A 19,611-nucleotide genomic window follows, 5' to 3' on the forward strand; every position below is an offset into this window, starting at 1 on the left:
CGCTAGCAGTGTCTTTATTATATTCTCTTATCTTAATATTGCGGTCTAGGCATGCTTCTTCACGCTGGAGCTTGATACCCCTTCTACCGGGCTAACTGCCGCTGGCGCTTTGCGCAGGTAAGTCATATAATAAGCCGCTGCTACAAAGACCGCCCCCCCGGTAAGATTACCGAGCCATACCGGAACGAAGTTATTGAAATAATCAAGCCAGGTGAAGTGTCCCTCAAATATAGCAGCAGGGATCAGGAACATGTTGGCTACGACGTGCTGGAAGCCAATGGCTACGAACGCCATAGTCGGGAACCAGATACCGAGGATTTTACCGCTGAAATTATCTGCTCCGTAAGAGAGCCATACCGCAAGGGCTACCAGCCAGTTACAGCCGATCCCGGACACAAAGGCCTGTACGAAAGTTACATCAATCTTATGCTCAGCCATGCTGATTAGCTTCTCCAGGTATACACCTTCAGCCGTCAGACCGACCACATGACCGAAGAAATAAGCAACAAACAGGGCGCCTGCCAGGTTGCTGAGCGTAATCAGCACCAGATTCTTAATGACGTCCCAGAACGAAATCTTCTTCGCTATAAAAGCAAGCGGCACAGCCATCATATTACCGGTCAGCAGCTCCCCGCCGGCCAGCAGCACCATTATCAGTCCGACCGGGAAAACAGCAGCCCCGATAAAGTTAGCGATGGAGCCCCATTCTGCCGGAGCATTCGCTATAACGCGAATATCAAGTAAAAATCCGAGTGAAATAAATGCCCCTCCCAGAAAACCGAGAATTAGTACGGCTGCAAGCGGGTTATGGGCCTTCTTGATTCCGTTCTCTACCGTTACCTCGGCAATCTGTTGCGGTTTGTTGTATGCCATGATTCCTATCTCCTTTGAAAATTACTTAAAATTTGTTCCTTTATCTCATTGTAACGTGATCCTAATCACATTAACGTGATAAATATCACCACAAGAAACGCTTCGTGAAAGTTTTCACTGACATGTCAAATTTAGCACAAGCACAAATGAGATGAATGTTAAAAAAAACACAGTAACAGTTCATGCGCCGGTATGTATACAGAGTAAAAAAACCGGAGCCTCAGCGGCTCCGGTCCTGATTATATTTATATTTTTTATACGGTCACTGGCTCTTTGCGTTCTACCGTCTTGGGAAGAGCCTGCAGGCCGGCAGTGTTCAGGAAGTTCCACGGCTTGTTGTAGTGCGGCTGGAAGAAGAAGTCGATAAAGGCCAGCTGGTCTACCGTCATCCGGTTCTGGATGCAGACCGACACCGTATTGATCGACTGGGTCAGGTCCATTTTGGACATAATCTGTGCTCCGAGAATCCGGCGTGTGCCGCGGGCATAGACTACCTTCAGCTGAACCTCCTCCACAGTCGGCATAAATTCCGGACGGTAGTTGTCGGTAATCATAACGCTCTCTACCTCCATACCTTCTGCCTTGGCTGCTTCTTCAGTCAGGCCGGTTCCGGCAATATTATCTTCATAAATTTTGATGCCTGACGTTCCCTGTGTGCCCATATATGGGATAGTGTTTGACACCAGATTGCGGGCAACCAGTGTACCCATACGGACCGCATTGGTCGCAAGAGGAATATAAGCATGCTGTCCGGTCGGATTGTAATGGATCGCGCAGCTGTCTCCGGCAGCAAATACATCCGGCAGGCTGGTCTGCATATAATCATTGACCATAATCGCCCCGTTCGGCAGCATATCCACCTGGCCCTTAAGCAGCTCTGTATTCGGGCGGAAGCCGATGCAGAGAATGACCAGATCCGTTTCGTGCTCGCCTTTGCTCGTAATAACCTTGGTTACTTTACCGTTCTCTCCGGCAAAAGAGCTTACTTTTTCACCAAGCGCCAGCTTAATGCCGTGATCCTCAAGCGATTTTTGGATCGGAGCTGTAAATTCCTCATCCAGATACTTACTCAGAATACGCTCCTCGCCGTCAATCAGGGTCACTTGCTTGCCGTTCATCTGGAAGGCTTCAACAAGCTCTACCCCGATATAACCTGCGCCGACAACAGTAATTCTTTTTACCTGCTCAGCCCGCTCAATAATGGTGTTCGAGTGGTTATAGTTTTTGGAGAGCAGGATACCGTCCAGATCCATTCCCTCAAGCTTAGGGATAATCGGCCAGGAGCCGGTAGTCATAATCAGCTTATCATACGTATCATTAAATTCCTCACCGGTTGCCAGGTTGCGGGCACGCAGTGTTTTGGCGGCGGTATCTACCTTAATGACTTCATGGCGCATCTTGGTGGTAACACCGAGTTCAGCCAGCTTTTCCGGTGACGAATAGAACAGGCCTTGCGGGTCCTTAACTACTCCGCCTACATATAGGGCAATGCCGCACGACAGGAATGAGATGTTATCATTGCGCTCGTACACCGTAATCTCGGCGTCCGGGTAAAGCTGTGCGGTATTAACAATTGCGGCGGTTCCGGCATGGGTACATCCAATGACTGCTACTTTCATGATTTCTTCCTCCTCCAAATTGGCAAGCATATTTATTTAATATTTGTTTGCGTATGTGATTAATTTCACTTTATACGTTGATTATATTGTGATTTTTCTCACATTACAAGTATAATTGTGATTTTTCTCACATTGTTCACAATTTGGATTACCTTCTGGTTTGTTACCTGCAGCAGCATGCTGCTCCGGTTATGTTATTTTCCCCAATCAGGCGGAGTTTATGTCTGCTGGCGGCAGGAATCAGCGGTGTAAGGAATCCGGGTATATGCGATAGGCGCCTATTTATTTTTACCCAAAAAAAATCCCTGATACCATAGCGGCAAGCCGCCTGGCTCAGGGAGAGCATTCATTTTTTTTCATTTAGATGAGCCTATACCAGGCCGTGCAGTACGCCGTCCTCATCGACCAGCAGCCCTTCAGCAGCCGGTTTGGCGGGAAGACCCGGCATGGTAACAATGCTGCCGGTAATGACAACAGCAAATCCGGCACCAAGTGACAGGGTGATATCCCGTACCCCCATCGTGAAGCCTTCCGGCGCACCCAGTAGTCTCGGCTGGTCGGAGAAGGAGTACGGTGTTTTGGCCATACATACCTGGAGCTGCTGCAGACCAAGCTTCTCAATAACAGCCAGGCTGCGTTTGGCCGCCGGGGAGTAGGACACTCCGGTACCGCGGTAAATTTCAGTAACGATTGTGTTAATCTTCGACGGAATATCAAGCTGATCCGCATAAAGCGGAGCAAACGTCCCGGAAGGCTCGCGGTCCAGCAGCTTGGTCAGTTCCGCTGCCAGCTCCAGGCCGCCGGCTCCCCCCTCAGCCCATACCTTTGAGATTGCCGCAGGCACACCCAGGCGGCGGCAGGCTTCCAGCACATCATTCACCTCATCAGGCGCATCGCCCTCAAAGTGGTTCAGCGCTACCAGCACAGGGACACCGAATTTACCCAGATTCTCAATATGGCGCTCCATGTTCGCCAGTCCTGACAGCAGGGCGGCACGATTGCCTTCATACAGCTCCTCTTTACGTACACCGCCGTTGTATTTCAGTGATTTAACAGTAACGACAAGCACCGCTGCATCCGGGGTAAGCCCGGCCTGGCGGCACTTAATATCCATGAACTTTTCTGCACCGAGGTCAGCCCCGAAGCCGGCCTCTGTAACCACCACTTCGCCCAGCTTGAGCGCATAGCGGGTTCCGATTACACTGCTGCAGCCATGGGCAATATTAGCAAAAGGCCCCCCGTGAATAATGACCGGTGTTCCCTCCAGCGTCTGTACAAGATTGGGCTTCACCGCTTCTTTAAGCAGCGCAGTCATCGCCTCGACAGCCCCGATATCCTTGGCTGTAACCGGCTGGCCCAGCACATCATAACCGACCAGCATGCGGCTCAGCCGCTTTTTCAGATCGGCAAGATCATCACACAGGCATAGTACGGCCATAATTTCGGACGCTGTCGTAATCTGGAACCCGCTCTCCCGCACGGTCCCGTTGCCGTCACCCAGCCCGGTCACAATGCTCCGCAGGCTCCGGTCATTCATATCCATAACACGCTTCCAGACAATACGCTGCGGATCAAGCCCGAGGGCATTCCCCTGAAAGATATGATTGTCAATCATCGCTGACAACAGGTTATGCGCAGAAGTTACGGCGTGAATGTCGCCTGTAAAATGAAGATTGATCTCATCGGAAGGAACTATCTGCGCTTTGCCGCCGCCTGTTGCTCCGCCCTTCATGCCCAGGCAGGGGCCGAGTGACGGCTCCCGGAGTGCTGCTACCGCCCGGACTCCCGCTGCATTCAGCGCCTGTGACAGCCCGATTGTCGTCAGTGTCTTGCCCTCTCCGGCCGGGGTAGGATTGACTGCGGTAACCAGCACCAGCTTGCCGTCCGGCTTATGCTTTACCTCTTCCCACAGGGAAGGGGCCAGCTTGCTTTTATATTTGCCGTACAATTCCAGATGCTCCCCGTCTATTCCCGCTGCCGCTGCTACCTCTGTAATTAACCTCATAACTGTATAAAACCCTCCTGCCGTATTATCCTGCTCTGCTTGCCGGTGACTCCATCCTGAAAGATGCTCTGTATGTCTGTATGTAATAACGCCACGTTGATGTTTCCTCTTCAAAGAATACATTTTCCGTGAAAAGCGTCAAGGATTATTTTCATAGCATGCCCGCCGGCCTATACGATTAATAATGTAAAAAGCCCTCCGCCGCCGGCTGCGGCCGGTGCGGAAGGGCTGGCTGAACTAACACAATGGATTGCAGCTGCGCTGCCTGATTAGAGCAGGGACTCGATAAGCCCCTTCATCGTCTCCGGTGACTCCTTCGGCTCAACCCGGGCTGTTACATTACCGCTGCGGTCTACCAGGAATTTAGTGAAGTTCCACTGGATGTCACTGCTGTCCCCTGTTCCCGGCTGCCGGTCCTTCAAATATTCGAACAGCGGGCTTGCTTCCGGGCCGTTAACATCGGTTTTGGCGAATACAGGAAACTTCACTCCGTAGTTAATCTGGCAGAACTCCTCAGCCTCTTCACTTGTTCCCGGCTCCTGGCCGGCAAACTGATTGCAAGGAAAACCAAGCACCACCAGCCCTTTATCCCCGTATTGCTCATACAGCTTCTGAAGGTCCCCGTACTGCGGGGTAAGCCCGCACTTACTGGCCGTATTGGCTATCAGCAGCACCTTGCCTTCATAATCCTTAAGCGGCACTTCCTTACCCGAAGGTGTAACTGCGGCAAAACTGTAGATCGACATTGGCTCATCATCCTTTCAGCTGCTATGGGTCAATGTCATCATACCTTATACCGCTGTGCGAACACAAAAACGGAGGATGCGGGAATCAGATAAGCGGAATCAGCGCCGGGCCAGCTTGACAAGCATATAGGCCAGCCGGTGCCGCTCCTACCAAAAAACGGCCCCGATACCGGGACCGCTGCGTGCTAGTTAGACACCGGAACGGCGTCGTAATATTCCTCCAGGGTAATACCTCTTTCAGCAATATCTCCGGCAATCTCCTGCCCCACATAACGCACATGCCATGGCTCGTATTTATAGCCGGTAATCGCCTGCTTGCCTTCAGGGTAGCGGATAATAAAGCCGTATTCTGCGGCATGGGCAGCCAGCCATTCGGCTTCCTTCGTCCCGCCGAAGCAGCTCTCAGCGGCGCACTTGCCGTCACTGCCTGAAATGTCGATCGCCAGGCCTGTCTGATGCTCGCTGTGTCCGGGAACAGCACTGTAGGTACGGGCCTTGTCCTCGCCGTCTCTTTTTACATAGTTGTTAAACAGCGTGGTCTGGGTCTTTTCGGAGCGGTAGGCGGACACGCCGGCAAGATGGATACCGTCACTCTTTGCGCCTGCAAACATCTTCTCAAGCGCGGCAGCGGCCGTCTTGCGCATCATCCGCTTCTCAATCTTCTCAGAGAAAAGAAACGGCACCTCCGGATACACCAGATCCGCCGGCTTGTATCCGTCCGGCAGCTTGTACTGCTTATTGACCATCACCGTTACGCTATCCGGCTCTGCGGCGGTGAGCTCGGCACCTTCTGACCCGCTGCCCCCGGAAGGCTTGGCTGTTGCAGCCGGTCTGGACGTTGCCGCCGGCTTGTCAGTCGGCTCCGGCTTGGCTGTTGGTGCTGCGGACGGCTCGTCCTCTGTACCAGAGTCTGTCTGCTGCGGTGCAGCAGTGGCCTGCGGGGTAGCAACCGGTACAGCTGATGGCTCAGCGGATGCCTCCGGCTCAGCAACCGGTGGAGCCAGGACCCCGTCGCCGGTACCGGCAGATGCCCCTTCTTCCTGCGAAGCCGAGGGTGACGGTGATGTATATTTGCCGATTCCCCAGCCGACGGCGATAACGGCTATAAATAAAATAATAACTTTGGCGGTTCTGGACATATGCTGCTGCTTCCTCTCAAGTTGGTTTATCAATGCTTAACCTGCTGCTCTGCGGTGAAACGTTATTTACAATTTTCATTATAGACAAGCATTACGTCAAAAATGTTTCAAAAAGTTAAATTTAATGTAATGAGTGCCCTCTGGCAGAAGTGCCTTTGATTCGGCGACCGGGCCTGTTAGGCCGGAATCAATGCCAAAAAAAATGTTACCATAGGACGGCCCCGGTTAAGCAGGCCGTCCTATGGTAACAGGATTTATCTGTACATTAAAGCGCCTTTATCTGGATGAGCCGCGTCCGCCGCGTGAGCCGCCGGAACCGCCATTGCGTCCGCCCCGCGAGCCGCCGCCGCTATTCCGTCCGCCAGCGCCGGAGCCGCCTTTACCGCCTTTTGCGCCGCCGGTACCGTAGCTGCCATAGCTGCCTTTGCCGCCCTGGCCGGTACCCTTGGATGCGCCGCCTGCACTTCTTCCGCCGCGGGAGCTGCCGCCCTTAGCCGGCGGAGATGCGCTCCACGCGCCTGCTTCATTGCTGCGCGCCACATTGGCTCTATGTTTCGGGCTGGCTTTAGCCCCGCCCGGGTTATAACCCTCACCGGAGCCGGCGCCCTTGGATGCGCCGTAGCTGAAGCCCCCGGCTTCCGCACCTCTGGATACATTGGTGCTGTAGCCGCTGCTCGGGCCGCCCTTGGAACCGGCGGCCCCTCTGCCGCCGCGCTTGCCGGCGGCGTTCGCTCCGGCTGCAGAATCTGCAGCCGCCGCATTGCTGCGGGCGTCGAAGCTGCCATAGCCGCCGCCCGGTCTTGGCTTCGCCGCGCTGCGGCCGGCGGAGTCCCCGCCTCTACGCGCAGCTGCGTCATAGGCGCTGCGCTTGCCCGCGGACGCTTCGCTGCGTCCGCGGCCCTCTGCAGGCGCGTCCCAGCCGCCTGCCTCTTTACCGCGTGCGCGCCCGCCCTGGCGCGCACCGGCTTCCGCACGCGGCGCTCCGCCGCTGCGTCCCTGGCTGCGCCCGCCGCGCCCGGCACGGGCGGGCTCCGGCGCACTGCGGCGGCCGCCCCGCGGGGAGCCGCCCTGCACAGAGGTGAATTCGCCGACGCCGAATTCATCCTTCTCGTAGCGGCGGCGGTCCAGCCGCTGGGAGGTGCCGTGCTCGATCAGATCGAGCAGGTTGGCTTCACGCGGTGAGGCGAGGGTAATCGCCAGGCCTTTGCCGCCGGCCCGGCCGGTACGGCCGATCCGGTGGATATAGCTGTCCGCATCCAGCGGCAGGTCATAGTTGAAGATATGGGTAACCCCTTCAACGTCAAGACCGCGGGCGGCAACGTCCGTAGCAACCAGCAGCTGCAGCTTCGCATCGCGGAACCGCTTCATGACGGCTTCACGTTTGGCCTGGGACAGATCGCCGTGCAACTCGTCGCAGTCATAGCCTGCAGCCTGCAGCGCTTCATTCAGCTTCGACACCCGGCGCTTGGTCCGGCAGAATATAATCGCCAGATAAGGGCGGTCCCGCTCGATCAGCGCCTGCAGCGCGTCTTCCTTATTACGGTCCGAGACCTCTACAACCTGCTGGCGGATATTCTCCAGCGGAATCGAAGATCCGCTCTTGATAATGATATCCAGCGGCTCTTTCATATAATTCGCAGCCAGGCGCTTGATCGCGTCCGGCATCGTCGCCGAGAACAGCATCGTCTGGCGGCGGTAAGGAACCGCTGTAATAATGGTCTCTACATCCTCCAGGAAGCCCATATGCAGCATCTGGTCCGCTTCATCCAGCACGAGCATTTTCACGCCGCCGAGGTCCAGTGTTTCACGGCGCAGATGGTCAAGCAGCCGTCCCGGAGTCCCGATAATCAGGTGGCGTCCGCCCTCCAGCTTGCGCAGCTGCTTCTCGACATCCTGTCCGCCGTAGACGGCCAGGATCTTCACGCCGGTATGACGCGCCAGCTTGCGCGCCTCTTCAGTGATCTGCAGCGCCAGCTCACGTGTCGGAGCAAGGATCAGCGCCTGCGGATACGGTGCCTCCACGCGGATCTTGTCCATAATCGGCAGCAGAAAAGCCAGCGTCTTCCCTGTCCCGGTCTTTGCTCTGGCAATAACGTCCAGTCCCTGCACCAGCGGCGGAATGGATTCTTCCTGGACCGGCGTCGGCTTGACGATACCTTGTCCCTTTAACAGATCGGTTAATACTTCTGAAACTCCTAAACCCTTGAAACCTGACAATGGCTCCACCTCACTAAATTCTTAAATTTACAAATATACATAACTTATAGGCATCCATTTACGGAGTAATGTACGATTCAATTCCCTCATTAAGGAGGCATACAAAAGCGGAAGAACCCGTCCACCCGGATTCTTCCGTCCCATTTGCCGCCTCTCACCCTGTAAAAGTGCGGTCAAAGTACGGTTTCTAGGGCAGCAGCGATCCACCGGACATTCATGACGGCACTCCTTTTGCGTTCCATTACACTCTATACAATAGTCTGTCCGGTCTCAGCCTCCGGAAACAGTAAGCCAAGAAGAAGCGGCTTTGCCGTCCTGAACAGGACGGTATCCGTTTCTGCGCAAAATATAAGGATGGTCTATAGCGTAGAACATATACATTCTTATATTCTTAGAAAGTTATCCTTCTTATTGTACTTGATCTTGGGGTCTTTGTGTAAATAGCTTGAAAATAATAATGGTACCGGCTAGAACCGCCCCGACTTAAAGATCGACAGCAGCAGCCAGATCACCATCAGCAGCGCAATGACCGAGCCGATTTCAACGGTCGGAAAATCCCACAGCAGCGACGGAGCGCCGCGCAGGGAGGTGCCGATGATCAGGCCGGCCATAATAATGCTGAAGGCCAGCAGCACAATGCTGAACGACAGGCGGTTGCCCACCCGGCTGAACTTGTGCTCCAGGTTCTTCAGCTCCGGCAGGCCGACCTCAACCTTCAGCTTGCCGCTGCTGATCAGCGCCGATAGCTGGCGGGCCTGCGACGGCAGCTCCACCAGGCTTTCGGCCAGGTCGGCTATTCCGCCGAGCAGCTTGCGCTGCACCCGGCTGCCGCTGAACCGCTGCTTGAGCAGCTGCCTGCCGAACGGCTCAGCCATCTGCACAATACTGAACGACGGGTCCAAATTGGCCACTACACCCTCCAGGGTAAGCATTGTCTTGCCGAGCATAGCCAGATCAGGCGGGATGACCAGCCGGTGCTTGCGCGCGATGCCGAACAGATCATTCAGCGCCTTACCGATGCTGACCTGATTGAACGGAATATCGTAATAAGACTCGCGCAGCCGGTCCATATCATCACGCAGGGCGGCACGGTCGGCATCCTCGGGAATAACCCCCAGACGCAGAATAGCACGTACCATCGAATCGGTATTTCTCCGCATCAGCGCGATAATGAGCGCTGACAGGCTATCCTTCATCTCTTCACTGAGCCGTCCGACCATCCCGAAATCAATCAGCGCCAGCTTGCCGTTCTCCAGCAGCATCACGTTGCCGGGATGCGGGTCGGCATGAAAGAAGCCATGTATAAAAATCTGGTCCAGCATCATCTCGACCAGCTGCTGTGCCACGGTCTTAAGCTTCAGCCCGCGCGCAAGCAGCTCCTCCCGGCGGTTCAGCGTAATACCGCTGACGTATTCCATGGTCAGGACCCGGGCCGAGCTGAAGTCCCAGTAAATAGCTGGAATGGCCACCTTGCCTTTGGCCTGATCCGGCTGCTGAGCGGCGATACGCTCGGCGTTTCGGCCCTCCTGGGCATAGTCCAGCTCGGCCAGCAGGGAGCGCGAGAATTCCTCGGTCATCCTTGCCAGCCCGTACTGCTTCGCCCAGTCCAGCTTTTTCTCAGCCAAAATGCTTAAGTCCTGCAGTATCTCAAGATCCCGGTGCATCGTGCGTGTAACACCCGGACGCTGTATCTTAACCGCCACGCTCACTCCGCCGTGCAGCACAGCCCGGTGTACCTGGCCGATCGAAGCGGCGGCGATGGGCGTATTCTCAAAGGATTCAAAAACATCATGCAGCGGCTGGTCCAATTCCTGCTCTACAATGCTGCGTGCAGTCTCCGCCGGGAACGGCGGTACGCTGTCCTGCAGTTTAACCAGCTCGGCGATAATGGACTCGGGCAGCAGGTCTGAGCGGGTGCTGGCAAGCTGTCCCAGCTTTACAAAGGTCGGCCCCAGATCCTCGAGTACCCGCCGGATACGCTCTCCGAGCGTCAGGGCGGCATGCGTCTCATGGGTCATCATCCGGCGCGGCAGGGACAGCAGATGATTGAGGCCCAGCTCCTCCACCATATAACCGAAGCCATGACGCATAAGCGCCATGGCAATGGTCCGGTACCGTCCGGCATGTCTGATTCTTACTGCCATTTAATCCGTACGCGTATCCGTCAGAATGTCTTCCCGGGCGTCACCGGCAGAGACAGCATCTGAGGCAGGAGCATCAGCGGTGCCGCCTTCCAGCTCGGCTACGCGCCGCTCCAGGACAGCAATCCGGGCCTCAAGCTCGGCAATATCACTCTGCACGGGCACTTTCAGTTCCTTTAACACCTTCTGTACCTGCTCCTGCACGGTGGTTTTGAATGCACCGCGCTCTTCTTCTCCGCGCTCCACAAGCCGGTCTACCAGCGCTTTGGATTCCGAGGGAGCCAGCTCCCCCCGTTTGACTAGCTCATCTACTGCCTTTTCGACCTTTTCTTTGCTGACAATGGTGAGGCCTACTCCTAGTGAGATTGCTTTTTTGAACAGATCGCTCATAGCTTTTTCCTCCCAAAGATTCCAGTTATGGATAAAGTATACCCCTTGACGGCCTATTTCACAAAATCCAGGCGGCAAGGGGCAAATGTTAAACCGAGCAATAAGATTATCTTGGAATACGCGCCGCCCATGTAGCCGCCCGCAGGATCAGCTCGCGGATGGCAGGATGGCGGAAAGTCGGCTCATGATGGCCGGGCATCAGGAATACAACACGTCCCTGCCCGTAGCGGTGGCACCAGGCTGCCGGGTAGGTCTCTCCGTCAGCCTCGTATTCCAGCAGCACTGTTTTTTCCGTGAACGGATCGAATTCAAAGCGGTAAGGCTCCTCATCGAGCTGGAAATCTTCAATGCCCTCTGTAATATCATGCTCACGCACTTTGAAGTTAAGCGGAGCATACGGCGGATGGGTCGTAAACCTTGCTCCGATCAGACCGGCCAGCTCGTACCGTTTCGCCAGCGAAATACCGGTATGCAGCACGATCAGACCGCCTCCTCCGCTCACGTAACTGAGCAAACCCGCAGTCTGCTGGGGGGAGACCGTCTCGTTCCACAGCTCGTTATAAGCTATGCATAAATCGTATCCCGCCAGATGCTCGCCGAGCAGCAGCTTTTTATTCTCTGAACACTGAACGGTCAGCAGATCGTTCAGAATTTCGCCAATTTGTTGGTCCACACCCTGAAGAGGGTGAAAACGGGGATGAGTGTAGTCGCCCAGGAGCAGGCATTTTCTCTTGTCCATAGGATCCTCCTTCATGATTCTTGCAGCAGATTTTGTCATATACGTTGCTATTATTTTAAGGAAAACTGCCTTGGATGTCCATGATCATGGAACGTAAATCTCATATTAAACCGCAGATTAAACGGCCAAGTAGAAACGGCTATGCCGTCCTTCAGAGAAGGCGGTAACCGTTTCTGCGAGAAATATAAGGATTATTGATAGCGTAAAACATATAAATTCTTATATTTCAAAAAACAATTCCCGCTCACAGGGAGCGGGAAAAGGCAGCCGCATCTTGCCCTAGCGGCGGGCAGCCGCATAACGCCCCAGCTCAACGAACATACTGCCCATCCGCTCATGCTCAGGCATTACAATCCGCCCCACGCCTTCCTCCTTCAGCGCCTGGGAGGTAATCTTGCCTACAGAAACGGCCAGCACCTCCTGCTCAAACGCATGCAGCAGCTGCTCAAGCTTCCCGTTCTCCCGTGCATATTCCGACAAGAAGCGGAACTGCGGTGCACTGGTGAAGGCTACAGCATCCACCTTTGCCTCAAGGATCTCACCAAGCAGCAGCGCAAGTGCGCCCGGCTCAGGGGGAGTGTGACGGTAGGGCTGCACTTCCCGGACCGTCGCGCCCGCACCTTCCAGCCAGGCGGTTAGACGGGGCGCAGATTCACCGTGCAGCTGCAGTACGACTTCCTTTCCCTGCAGATTGTGGTCCTGCAGCCCGCGGATCAGACCGCTGGTGCTTCCGTCATCATCACGCACGGCCGGAACCAGCCCGCGCTTCTTAAGGGCATTGACCGTCTTATAGCCCCGTGCCGCAATAGGCGCTGCGCCCAGAATTTCCAGAAAGCGTCCGGCGTTCCCCATGGTCTCCGCCATATTAAACAGCGCATCCAGCCCCATACCGGTAGTAAGAACCGACCAGCCGGGCGGCTGCTTGATCCATGTGTCCAGACCCTGGCGGAGTGCCTCATCATCCAGAAACACCGTCCCCTGGGCAGGCCGGAGCAGCGGGATACCGCCCATATTCGCAACCAGCTTGGCCATTTCTTCCGATTTGCGCGGCCCTGCAAGGGCAACGGTCATTCCTTTTAACTGCTCTGCCATAAACTTCGCTCCCCCTCGTTAACCCTGCATTATTGTCTACCAGTATACTTGCAAAGGGTCTAAAAAGAAAAGCACGAAGCAGCCTCCTGTCCTATCACTGCCTGTTCTCCGCATGCAGCTTGAAGCGGCTGACCAGCTTCTGCAGCTCTTCGGCCAGATGGCTTAAGTTAGCCGTTGAGGATGAAATCTCTTCCACCGCTGCAAGCTGCTCCTGGGCGGCGGCAGAGATCGTCTCTGTATTGGCCGCCGCCTCCCTGGAGATGCCTCCGATTTCGCCGATCGCCCGCTCCATGCTGGCCGCTTCGGCTGATAGGGTGTGCACCGCACCGTTCATCGCTTCAATTTTCTCCGCCGCACCCTTTACAGCCCTGCGGATCCGCGAGAAGGAGCGGCCGGTGGTATCGACTGCCATAATGCCGTCCGACACCCGGCTTCTGGCATCCTCCATGGTTGCTGTAGCCTGCTTCATCTCACCGTTAATCGAAGAGATCTGCTCCGAAATCATCCGCGCTGATTTCTCAGACTCTTCAGCAAGCTTGCGCACCTCTGAGGCAACCACTGCAAAGCCGCGTCCCTGTTCGCCCGCGCGCGCGGCCTCAATGGAGGCGTTCAGCGCCAGCAGATTGGTCTGGCGGGATATGCCGGTAATGACGCCGGCAATTCCCTGAATCTGCTCCATACGCACATTCAGCGAATCAATGACACCGCTCAGCTCCTCTACCGTTTCATGAATGCCGTTGATTTTGTCGACCACGCTGATGACCGATTCATTACCTTCCGCTGCAGACAGCGACGTCTTGTCCATCATCGCCGATACCTGCTCCATGAAGCCGGAAATATGCTGGACCTCATGCGCAGTTGCCGCGGTGCTCTCTGTGCCTTTTTCGATGCTGTCCACCTGGCGCTCGGTCCCTGCGGCAACCTCCTGGATGGCTACAGTCACATGCTCAATCGCCTTAGTCGTCTGATCCGCCCCGGCAGCCAGCTCTTCGGCAGAGGAGGATACATCGTCCGTCATCTCCTGCACACTGATAATCATCCCGCGCAGACTGGCAACCATTACCCCGAAATTATCGGCAAGCATGCCGATCTCATCCCGGCGGAACGCTCCGATATCCTGGGATAAATCACCCTGCGCAATGACTGCCGTAGCCTTACGGAGTCTGCCGAGCGGCCGCAGAATGGATTGTACGTTGAAGTAGATCAGAATAAGGGCCAGTACAACCGAAACTCCGATGACTATAAGGGCTGTCCGGCGGATATCGGCAGTTGCAGCCGATACCTCATTCTTATCAATTGTTCCGCCGATTCTCCAGCCGGTCAGTTCATTTTGCATAAAGGTCATTTTCTTGTCCGAATCCTTATAGGTATAGTCAAAGGAGCCGGACCCTGCCTCAAACATCCTCTTCACAAACGGCTCGGAGGATTCCTGGCCGATTGTCTCTACCGGGTGGACCAGAAATTTTTTGCTGCTGTCCAGAATGAAAATGTAGCCCTGCTTGCCGACTTTAATACCAGTAAGCTCAGCCAGAGCCGACAGATCCAAATCCAGGGCCACCACCCCGTTACCGCTCCCCAGCACAGCCGAAATGGCAATCGCCGTCTCATTATTAACAGTCTGAAATGCAGGGGAAAGCACCGTTCCGCCGCCATTCTTCAGTGCATTTACATAGGAATTCTCTTTGCGGGGATCATAGCCCTCGGGCCGTTCAGCTTCTGAGGCATGCAGTACCGCTGCCCGGCTGGTTCCCACATAAATATCCAGGACATCCGGATGCAGTGCCGCATACTCCCTAAGCCGGGCTGTAATAGACGCCGCAGTCCCGGCAGCCTCCGCATTGACTGCATCTGCGGTCAGCTGAGCCGCGAAATATTCAATATCGTGTATTCTGGACTCTATGTTGGCATTGATAATCGCGTTGGCCGCATCTACACTTTCAGCAGCGCTGGTCACCAGCTGCTCTTCCACTTTGCCGCTGGCTGATTCGTAGGTCTGCCAGCCGATAATCAGGCTTGGTGCCAGAAGGACGAGCAGGTATGTAAGGGTAAGCTTCATACGGATGTTAACGCGGAATTTTTTGCCCAAAGGGGTTCACGCTCTCTTTCGTTTAGGTCTTAAGTATGAGTGACTTGTCCATGTTATATAATTATATACCGCTGCTTAAAACCCTTTTTCCCAGCTTTAATTATTGTTATTGTACTAGAATATCTGATAATTTTTATATAAACGCAGCAAAAAAGACCGCTTTAATGAAAGCGGTCTTTTATTATATTCCTATTAGTCCGTCCTGCTTCTATCCGCCGTAATATACGTGTCCCCGGTCCTAATTCAGCCTTTTATTGCTGCATGCCGGGCACACGCCGCCAAAGACAACATGGGCATGAGAGATCTTATATCCGGTCTCAGCGGCAACGCTGCTCATCCACTCCTGCGGCACATGGGTCATCACTTCGTCCACCGCACCGCAGACCTCGCATAGGATATGCTGGTGATCATCCATCTTGGCATCATATCTGCTGGCAGTCTCCCCCAGCTTCAGCTCACGGATCATCTGTTTATCAGCAAGATAGCGCAGCGAATTGTAGACCGTACCGTAGGCCAGGTTATGCCCCTGTTCTACCAGCCGGTTCATCACTTCTGCAGCAGTCGGATGGTCATGCGAATTACGGACGATATCATAAACGGCTTGCCGCTGTGAGGTTAAATTCAGGTTTCTCATCGTTATCATCCTTTAACTTATTTTTAGATCAAGTATAAATCCTGCTGCCTTCAGCGTCAATCAGTCCGCCCGTCCATTTTACTTGATCAGCCCTGAGTACTTGATCCTGACATTAGCAGCAACTTCTAATTTCAGGTCAGGAAACAGCGCCGCCCAGTCCTCTGCTTCCGTTTCGTTGTTCCAGTGTCTGGTCCCGTAACGCAGCCCCCACCCGAAGGGATCAAGCCGCTTCTCCTTTATTTTTTCAAGCAGCGCTTCTACCGACTGTTCCAGCGCCTCCTCGCCGGCATCCGATATTTTCTCCAGCAGATTATGGGTAATCAGCTCCTGGGTACTGTTCTCCTCCACAATACCGTTAATCTTGATCTTGTAGCGGACAACAGGCGCCCCCGGTTCGGAAGATATAATTTTGTATGCGGACTTGCTGCTTTCTGTATAGTACTGGAACTCACTCTCATCCACCCTTGCCGGAAAATTGGTCCGCAGATCAGGCCGGGTCAGCAGATTAAACAGCCGTGACTCCTCCGGATTCAGAACCAGCTGCACCTTTTGTTTGTCTAAGAGAGCTATTTTGTCTATCCTGAACTGGGTCTCACCTTCAGCTTCAATGACCGGCAATATCGGATCCTTGCCCTGCTCGTAAACATCCCTCATCAGCTGGTAGGAATAGACGCTTGCGATAAAAGGCGACTCCGTTCCCTGTCCGCTCATTGCCATAATCAGCGAGTTGGAGGGAATCCGCTCCGACGGGGGCTTGACCTTAAGCACATCCAGCGCTGCCGGACGCCCGACGGCAAAGTTAAGAATCAGCTGAATATCCCTGCGCCGGACCGCCCAGTCCAGCACATGCCTGATATCGCGGCCGGCCAGCCCCTCACCTATGATGAGCGATTTACAGTGCACATAGTCCAGCTCCTTCTCAACCCTTGATTTCATCAGGCGCAGCGCTTCAGAAATGCTGTGGGATTCTTCCGTAATAATCTGCATCTTCTCATCAATCTTCGTTACTTCCCCCTGTGGGATCGCCAGCTTCAGGCTAACCCTGAAATCCTCCTCTTCCCCGGAGTCAATACCGATAGCAACCACAAAGATCCGCCGGTCTATATCCTTGTATTCGCAGCCTGTTGTAAGGCATAACAGCATAATTCCAACGTACAGCAGCAGCTTCTTCACGAGTTCCGCCTCCTGTAAGCAACAGCATAGCAATAAAACAGCAGCATAATCATAAACAGCTCCCCGCACCAGCGGGTATACAGAAACACAACGCCGAACTCATTGAGCTGGTATTGGTCAAGCCGCATTAAGATCAGGGTTATTCCGCTGAAGATGCCGAGAATAGCCAGCTCCTTCCAGCCCTTACTCCGGTTCTTCGCCTGTTTGCGCGGGAAGAGACCGGTAAGCAGCTCCTTGCCGACATGCCAGTGAATCGTTACGCTGACCAGGGAAAGCGTGAGATAGGCAAAATAAAAAATAAACAGCATCCGTTCTATTAAAAAGGTATCAATCCGGATACTGTCTGCTGTTGAAAACCAGGTATAGACATGCTTCTCCACACCGATCGTCCCAAAATAGCCTATAGGCACATAGAAGGTCAGCAGCAGTACAGCCAGTCCGTTAACGGCGTAGACCCAGCTATGCTTCATTTTCATCTCGGGCAGCACCCGGTTAAAGATAGCCAGATTGAAATAGCCGCTGAATGAGAAGGTTGCGGCAGCAATGCTTTTCAGATCGGGTGCATGAGCAGAATAAGTCATGATCTGCAGCACGGAATCCCAGCTGAAATCCGGATTAACCAGCGCTTTGATAATCGCGTACACAATCAGCGGCAGAATGATTGCCAGCAGCATCTCCATTCCGTACAGCACGGACAGGGAATCCATGCGCGCACAGAAGCATACAAGGATAAGAAAGCTGAGAATCACAAGCCCCGGGCCGGTATCCGGACTGACAAAACGCATTGTTATATCCACAAATGACAGGACCGTGATCAGCCCGGCAACACACCAGAGGGAGGCAAACATAATGATAAGCGGAATAATCAGCCCTTTCGGCAGAGCGGTTTCGAGAATATCCTGAATACTTTTGCCGGGAAACTTTGCAATCAGGATAGTGAAGACGGACAGAAAGGCGGTTCCGAGAACAGCAGCAACCAGGATCGATGTCTGCGCCCCCTTGAAACGGGCATCCAGCAGCTCCCGCGGGACAAAATTCAATATATTCAGCAGGCTGTTCATCAAAAACAGCCAATACACGTAACGGCTCTGATTCATCAGCTTCCGCCGCCCTTCTGCCTGCCGGATGATCCCAGTCTGTCCAAAGCGAACATTTTGAAATATGGCTGGCCGAAGCTGCGCTGGCTGCATAAATACATAGTGAACCCCACCAGGCAGACCACGACACCAACCAGCCCTACTCCTGCGGCGACTATCACAAACAGATATTTAAGAACACGGATCGAAAAACTCATCATATTAAGCGGAATCATAAAATTAGAGATGGCCACAACGGATACGAGAATGATCATAATATTACCGACCAGTCCGGCCGCTGTTGCCGCCTGGCCCAGAATCAGGCCGCCGACTGTCGTTGCCGTCGGCCCGATAGCCCGCGGCAGCCGCAGGCTCGCCTCCGTCAGAAATTCCATCATGACCAGCATGATCAGCACCTCTACAAAGGAGGGATAGGGTACGGTAGCCCGGCTGCCGGCAATCAGCAGCGCAATTTGAACACGCACAATCTCCGGATTGTAAGAGGTGAAGGCCACATACAGCGCCGGCAGCCACAGCGTCATGGCTACGCCCAGAATACGCAGCAGCTTCAAAAACCGGCCGACGAAGGGCAGTTGAATTTTATCGTCCATCGCCACAAAGAAATCATTAAAGATTACCGGCAGAATAATCGCGAAGCCCGTTGTATCCAGCATGACGGCAATTTTACCCTCTGCCAGATTAAAGACCACACGGTCAGGCCGCTCCGTTACAATCGTTTTTGGAAAAATACGCACCTTGTCGCTGTTGATGTATTTTTCCAGCTCCCCAGCAGCCTGCAATATATCTACCCGGAGTGTACTCAGCCTCTCCCGCAGCTCATCAAGCACCTGATGATTCACCCGGCTGTCATCGTACAGAATCGCTGCCTTGGTTCTGGAAATGTTGCCGATCAGCATCGACTCCATCTTCAGCTCTGGCGACTGGTAGCGCCTGCGGATCAGGTTAAGATTCACTGCCAGATTTTCTGTCAGTGCATCTGATGGCCCCTGTGTTACACTTTCCGTCATCGTCTGGCTGACACTGCTGGTCTCCGCCTTCAGAGCATCAAAGAATATAAGCCGCTGCTCCACCTCCACGCAGGCATAGCCGCCGAGCATCAGGTCCAGCACCTGCTTGCTGTCCTTTACTGCCTCGCTGCCCGGGTAATGCGCCAGATATTCCGCATAGGCTGCCGGATCATTCATCTCGTAAAAGGGTGCGATAATGCTGCGGTTCATGATCTGCGGATCAGTGATGCTTTTGACATACAGCAGCTTTCCCGTTCCCGCCGGCGCCGTCAGCTGCCTGTCCTCCAGGTCGGCGAAGTTATCCAACTGTCCCTTGATCCATTGCAGGGATATCTCCTCCGCATTCTGCTGTTCCGCCATCATTCATCCCCCCCAAGCCGGGTTTCTCCGGTAGTAGTACCTTATTTTGACACATGCTGCCTGCTTTCATGCACATGTACCTGCTCAGGTTTCTTTTGGCGGGAGTGTGCTGTGAATGCGAGTGGAACAACGCCGAACGCTCCTGGGACTGTCCTTGTCACGGCTCCCGTTTCTCCTATGAAGGTGATGTGCTGGAGGGGCCGGCTACCGTGCCTCTGGCCAAGCTTGAAGCGGATGCCTGAATAAGGCCGCCTATACAAAGACAGGGATGCCCGCAGGCCGCTATGGCCCGG

Annotated in this window: 14 protein-coding genes and 2 pseudogenes; 1 reads left to right on the forward strand and 15 read right to left on the reverse strand. The window is 54.3% G+C overall.

Annotated features, from left to right (window positions below; all coding sequences use genetic code 11):
- Positions 1 to 45 precede the first annotated feature (45 nt).
- The 15 genes and pseudogenes from R70331_RS28555 to R70331_RS28625 all read right to left on the reverse strand — a co-directional run bounded on the left by R70331_RS28555 (position 46) and on the right by R70331_RS28625 (position 19,321).
- A complete protein-coding gene (locus R70331_RS28555) occupies positions 46 to 873 on the reverse strand; it encodes a formate/nitrite transporter family protein (protein WP_042181400.1) in 828 nt (275 codons plus the stop codon).
- Between the two features lie 254 nt (positions 874 to 1,127).
- Positions 1,128 to 2,492 (reverse strand): FAD-dependent oxidoreductase, encoded by a 1,365-nt coding sequence (locus tag R70331_RS28560; protein WP_042181402.1) that lies wholly within the window; start codon positions 2,490 to 2,492, stop codon positions 1,128 to 1,130.
- A gap of 370 nt (positions 2,493 to 2,862) precedes the next feature.
- The gene (locus tag R70331_RS28565) at positions 2,863 to 4,497 is read right to left on the reverse strand and encodes a formate--tetrahydrofolate ligase (protein ID WP_042181404.1); all 1,635 of its coding nucleotides are present in this window, start codon (positions 4,495 to 4,497) and stop codon (positions 2,863 to 2,865) included.
- A gap of 269 nt (positions 4,498 to 4,766) precedes the next feature.
- Positions 4,767 to 5,243, reverse strand: coding sequence for a glutathione peroxidase (locus tag R70331_RS28570; protein WP_042181406.1), 477 nt, complete (start codon positions 5,241 to 5,243; stop codon positions 4,767 to 4,769).
- 185 nt (positions 5,244 to 5,428) lie between these two features.
- Complete coding sequence (locus R70331_RS28575) at positions 5,429 to 6,382, reverse strand: M15 family metallopeptidase (RefSeq protein WP_042181408.1); 954 nt, start codon at positions 6,380 to 6,382, stop codon at positions 5,429 to 5,431.
- A gap of 675 nt (positions 6,383 to 7,057) precedes the next feature.
- Positions 7,058 to 8,599 (reverse strand): annotated as a pseudogene (locus tag R70331_RS28580) (DEAD/DEAH box helicase); the annotation flags it as partial.
- Between the two features lie 467 nt (positions 8,600 to 9,066).
- The gene (locus R70331_RS28585) at positions 9,067 to 10,743 is read right to left on the reverse strand and encodes an ABC1 kinase family protein (protein WP_042181412.1); all 1,677 of its coding nucleotides are present in this window, start codon (positions 10,741 to 10,743) and stop codon (positions 9,067 to 9,069) included.
- Entirely contained in the window at positions 10,744 to 11,130 is a 387-nt protein-coding gene (locus R70331_RS28590) for a phasin family protein (protein ID WP_042181414.1), read from the reverse strand.
- Positions 11,131 to 11,236: 106 nt separating this feature from the next.
- Entirely contained in the window at positions 11,237 to 11,869 is a 633-nt protein-coding gene (locus R70331_RS28595; protein ID WP_042181417.1) for a ThuA domain-containing protein, read from the reverse strand.
- 279 nt (positions 11,870 to 12,148) lie between these two features.
- Entirely contained in the window at positions 12,149 to 12,961 is an 813-nt protein-coding gene (locus R70331_RS28600; RefSeq protein ID WP_042181419.1) for a uroporphyrinogen-III synthase, read from the reverse strand.
- 94 nt (positions 12,962 to 13,055) lie between these two features.
- Entirely contained in the window at positions 13,056 to 15,047 is a 1,992-nt protein-coding gene (locus R70331_RS28605; RefSeq protein WP_042181421.1) for a methyl-accepting chemotaxis protein, read from the reverse strand.
- A gap of 238 nt (positions 15,048 to 15,285) precedes the next feature.
- Positions 15,286 to 15,681 carry a Fur family transcriptional regulator gene (locus R70331_RS28610; protein ID WP_042181424.1) on the reverse strand — a complete coding sequence of 132 codons (396 nt, stop codon included), beginning with the start codon at positions 15,679 to 15,681 and terminating at the stop codon, positions 15,286 to 15,288.
- Positions 15,682 to 15,759: 78 nt separating this feature from the next.
- A complete protein-coding gene (locus tag R70331_RS28615; RefSeq protein ID WP_052419254.1) occupies positions 15,760 to 16,854 on the reverse strand; it encodes a Ger(x)C family spore germination protein in 1,095 nt (364 codons plus the stop codon).
- Positions 16,851 to 17,951 (reverse strand): GerAB/ArcD/ProY family transporter, encoded by a 1,101-nt coding sequence (locus tag R70331_RS28620; RefSeq protein WP_042181426.1) that lies wholly within the window; start codon positions 17,949 to 17,951, stop codon positions 16,851 to 16,853. The genes R70331_RS28615 and R70331_RS28620 overlap by 4 nt, the downstream gene beginning before the upstream one ends.
- Positions 17,951 to 19,321: a spore germination protein gene (locus R70331_RS28625; RefSeq protein ID WP_156131209.1), complete on the reverse strand. Its 1,371-nt coding sequence runs from the start codon at positions 19,319 to 19,321 to the stop codon at positions 17,951 to 17,953. The genes R70331_RS28620 and R70331_RS28625 overlap by 1 nt, the downstream gene beginning before the upstream one ends.
- Positions 19,322 to 19,428: 107 nt before the next feature.
- Between R70331_RS28625 and R70331_RS31335 the strand changes: the two are divergent.
- Positions 19,429 to 19,560 (forward strand): annotated as a pseudogene (locus R70331_RS31335) (Rieske 2Fe-2S domain-containing protein); the annotation flags it as partial.
- Positions 19,561 to 19,611: the final 51 nt, after the last annotated feature.

Source organism: Paenibacillus sp. FSL R7-0331, from assembly GCF_000758645.1.
Lineage (GTDB): Bacteria > Bacillota > Bacilli > Paenibacillales > Paenibacillaceae > Paenibacillus_AQ > Paenibacillus_AQ camerounensis.

What these genes read in the sequence shown, in the direction of transcription:
- R70331_RS28555 (WP_042181400.1), bottom strand. Translation starts at nt 873, where the DNA reads ATGGCATACAACAAACCGCAACAGATTGCCGAGGTAACGGTAGAGAAC.
- R70331_RS28560 (WP_042181402.1), bottom strand. Translation starts at nt 2,492, where the DNA reads ATGAAAGTAGCAGTCATTGGATGTACCCATGCCGGAACCGCCGCAATT.
- R70331_RS28565 (WP_042181404.1), bottom strand. Translation starts at nt 4,497, where the DNA reads ATGAGGTTAATTACAGAGGTAGCAGCGGCAGCGGGAATAGACGGGGAG.
- R70331_RS28570 (WP_042181406.1), bottom strand. Translation starts at nt 5,243, where the DNA reads ATGTCGATCTACAGTTTTGCCGCAGTTACACCTTCGGGTAAGGAAGTG.
- R70331_RS28575 (WP_042181408.1), bottom strand. Translation starts at nt 6,382, where the DNA reads ATGTCCAGAACCGCCAAAGTTATTATTTTATTTATAGCCGTTATCGCC.
- R70331_RS28585 (WP_042181412.1), bottom strand. Translation starts at nt 10,743, where the DNA reads ATGGCAGTAAGAATCAGACATGCCGGACGGTACCGGACCATTGCCATG.
- R70331_RS28590 (WP_042181414.1), bottom strand. Translation starts at nt 11,130, where the DNA reads ATGAGCGATCTGTTCAAAAAAGCAATCTCACTAGGAGTAGGCCTCACC.
- R70331_RS28595 (WP_042181417.1), bottom strand. Translation starts at nt 11,869, where the DNA reads ATGGACAAGAGAAAATGCCTGCTCCTGGGCGACTACACTCATCCCCGT.
- R70331_RS28600 (WP_042181419.1), bottom strand. Translation starts at nt 12,961, where the DNA reads ATGGCAGAGCAGTTAAAAGGAATGACCGTTGCCCTTGCAGGGCCGCGC.
- R70331_RS28610 (WP_042181424.1), bottom strand. Translation starts at nt 15,681, where the DNA reads ATGAGAAACCTGAATTTAACCTCACAGCGGCAAGCCGTTTATGATATC.
- R70331_RS28620 (WP_042181426.1), bottom strand. Translation starts at nt 17,951, where the DNA reads ATGAATCAGAGCCGTTACGTGTATTGGCTGTTTTTGATGAACAGCCTG.
- R70331_RS28625 (WP_156131209.1), bottom strand. Translation starts at nt 19,321, where the DNA reads ATGATGGCGGAACAGCAGAATGCGGAGGAGATATCCCTGCAATGGATC.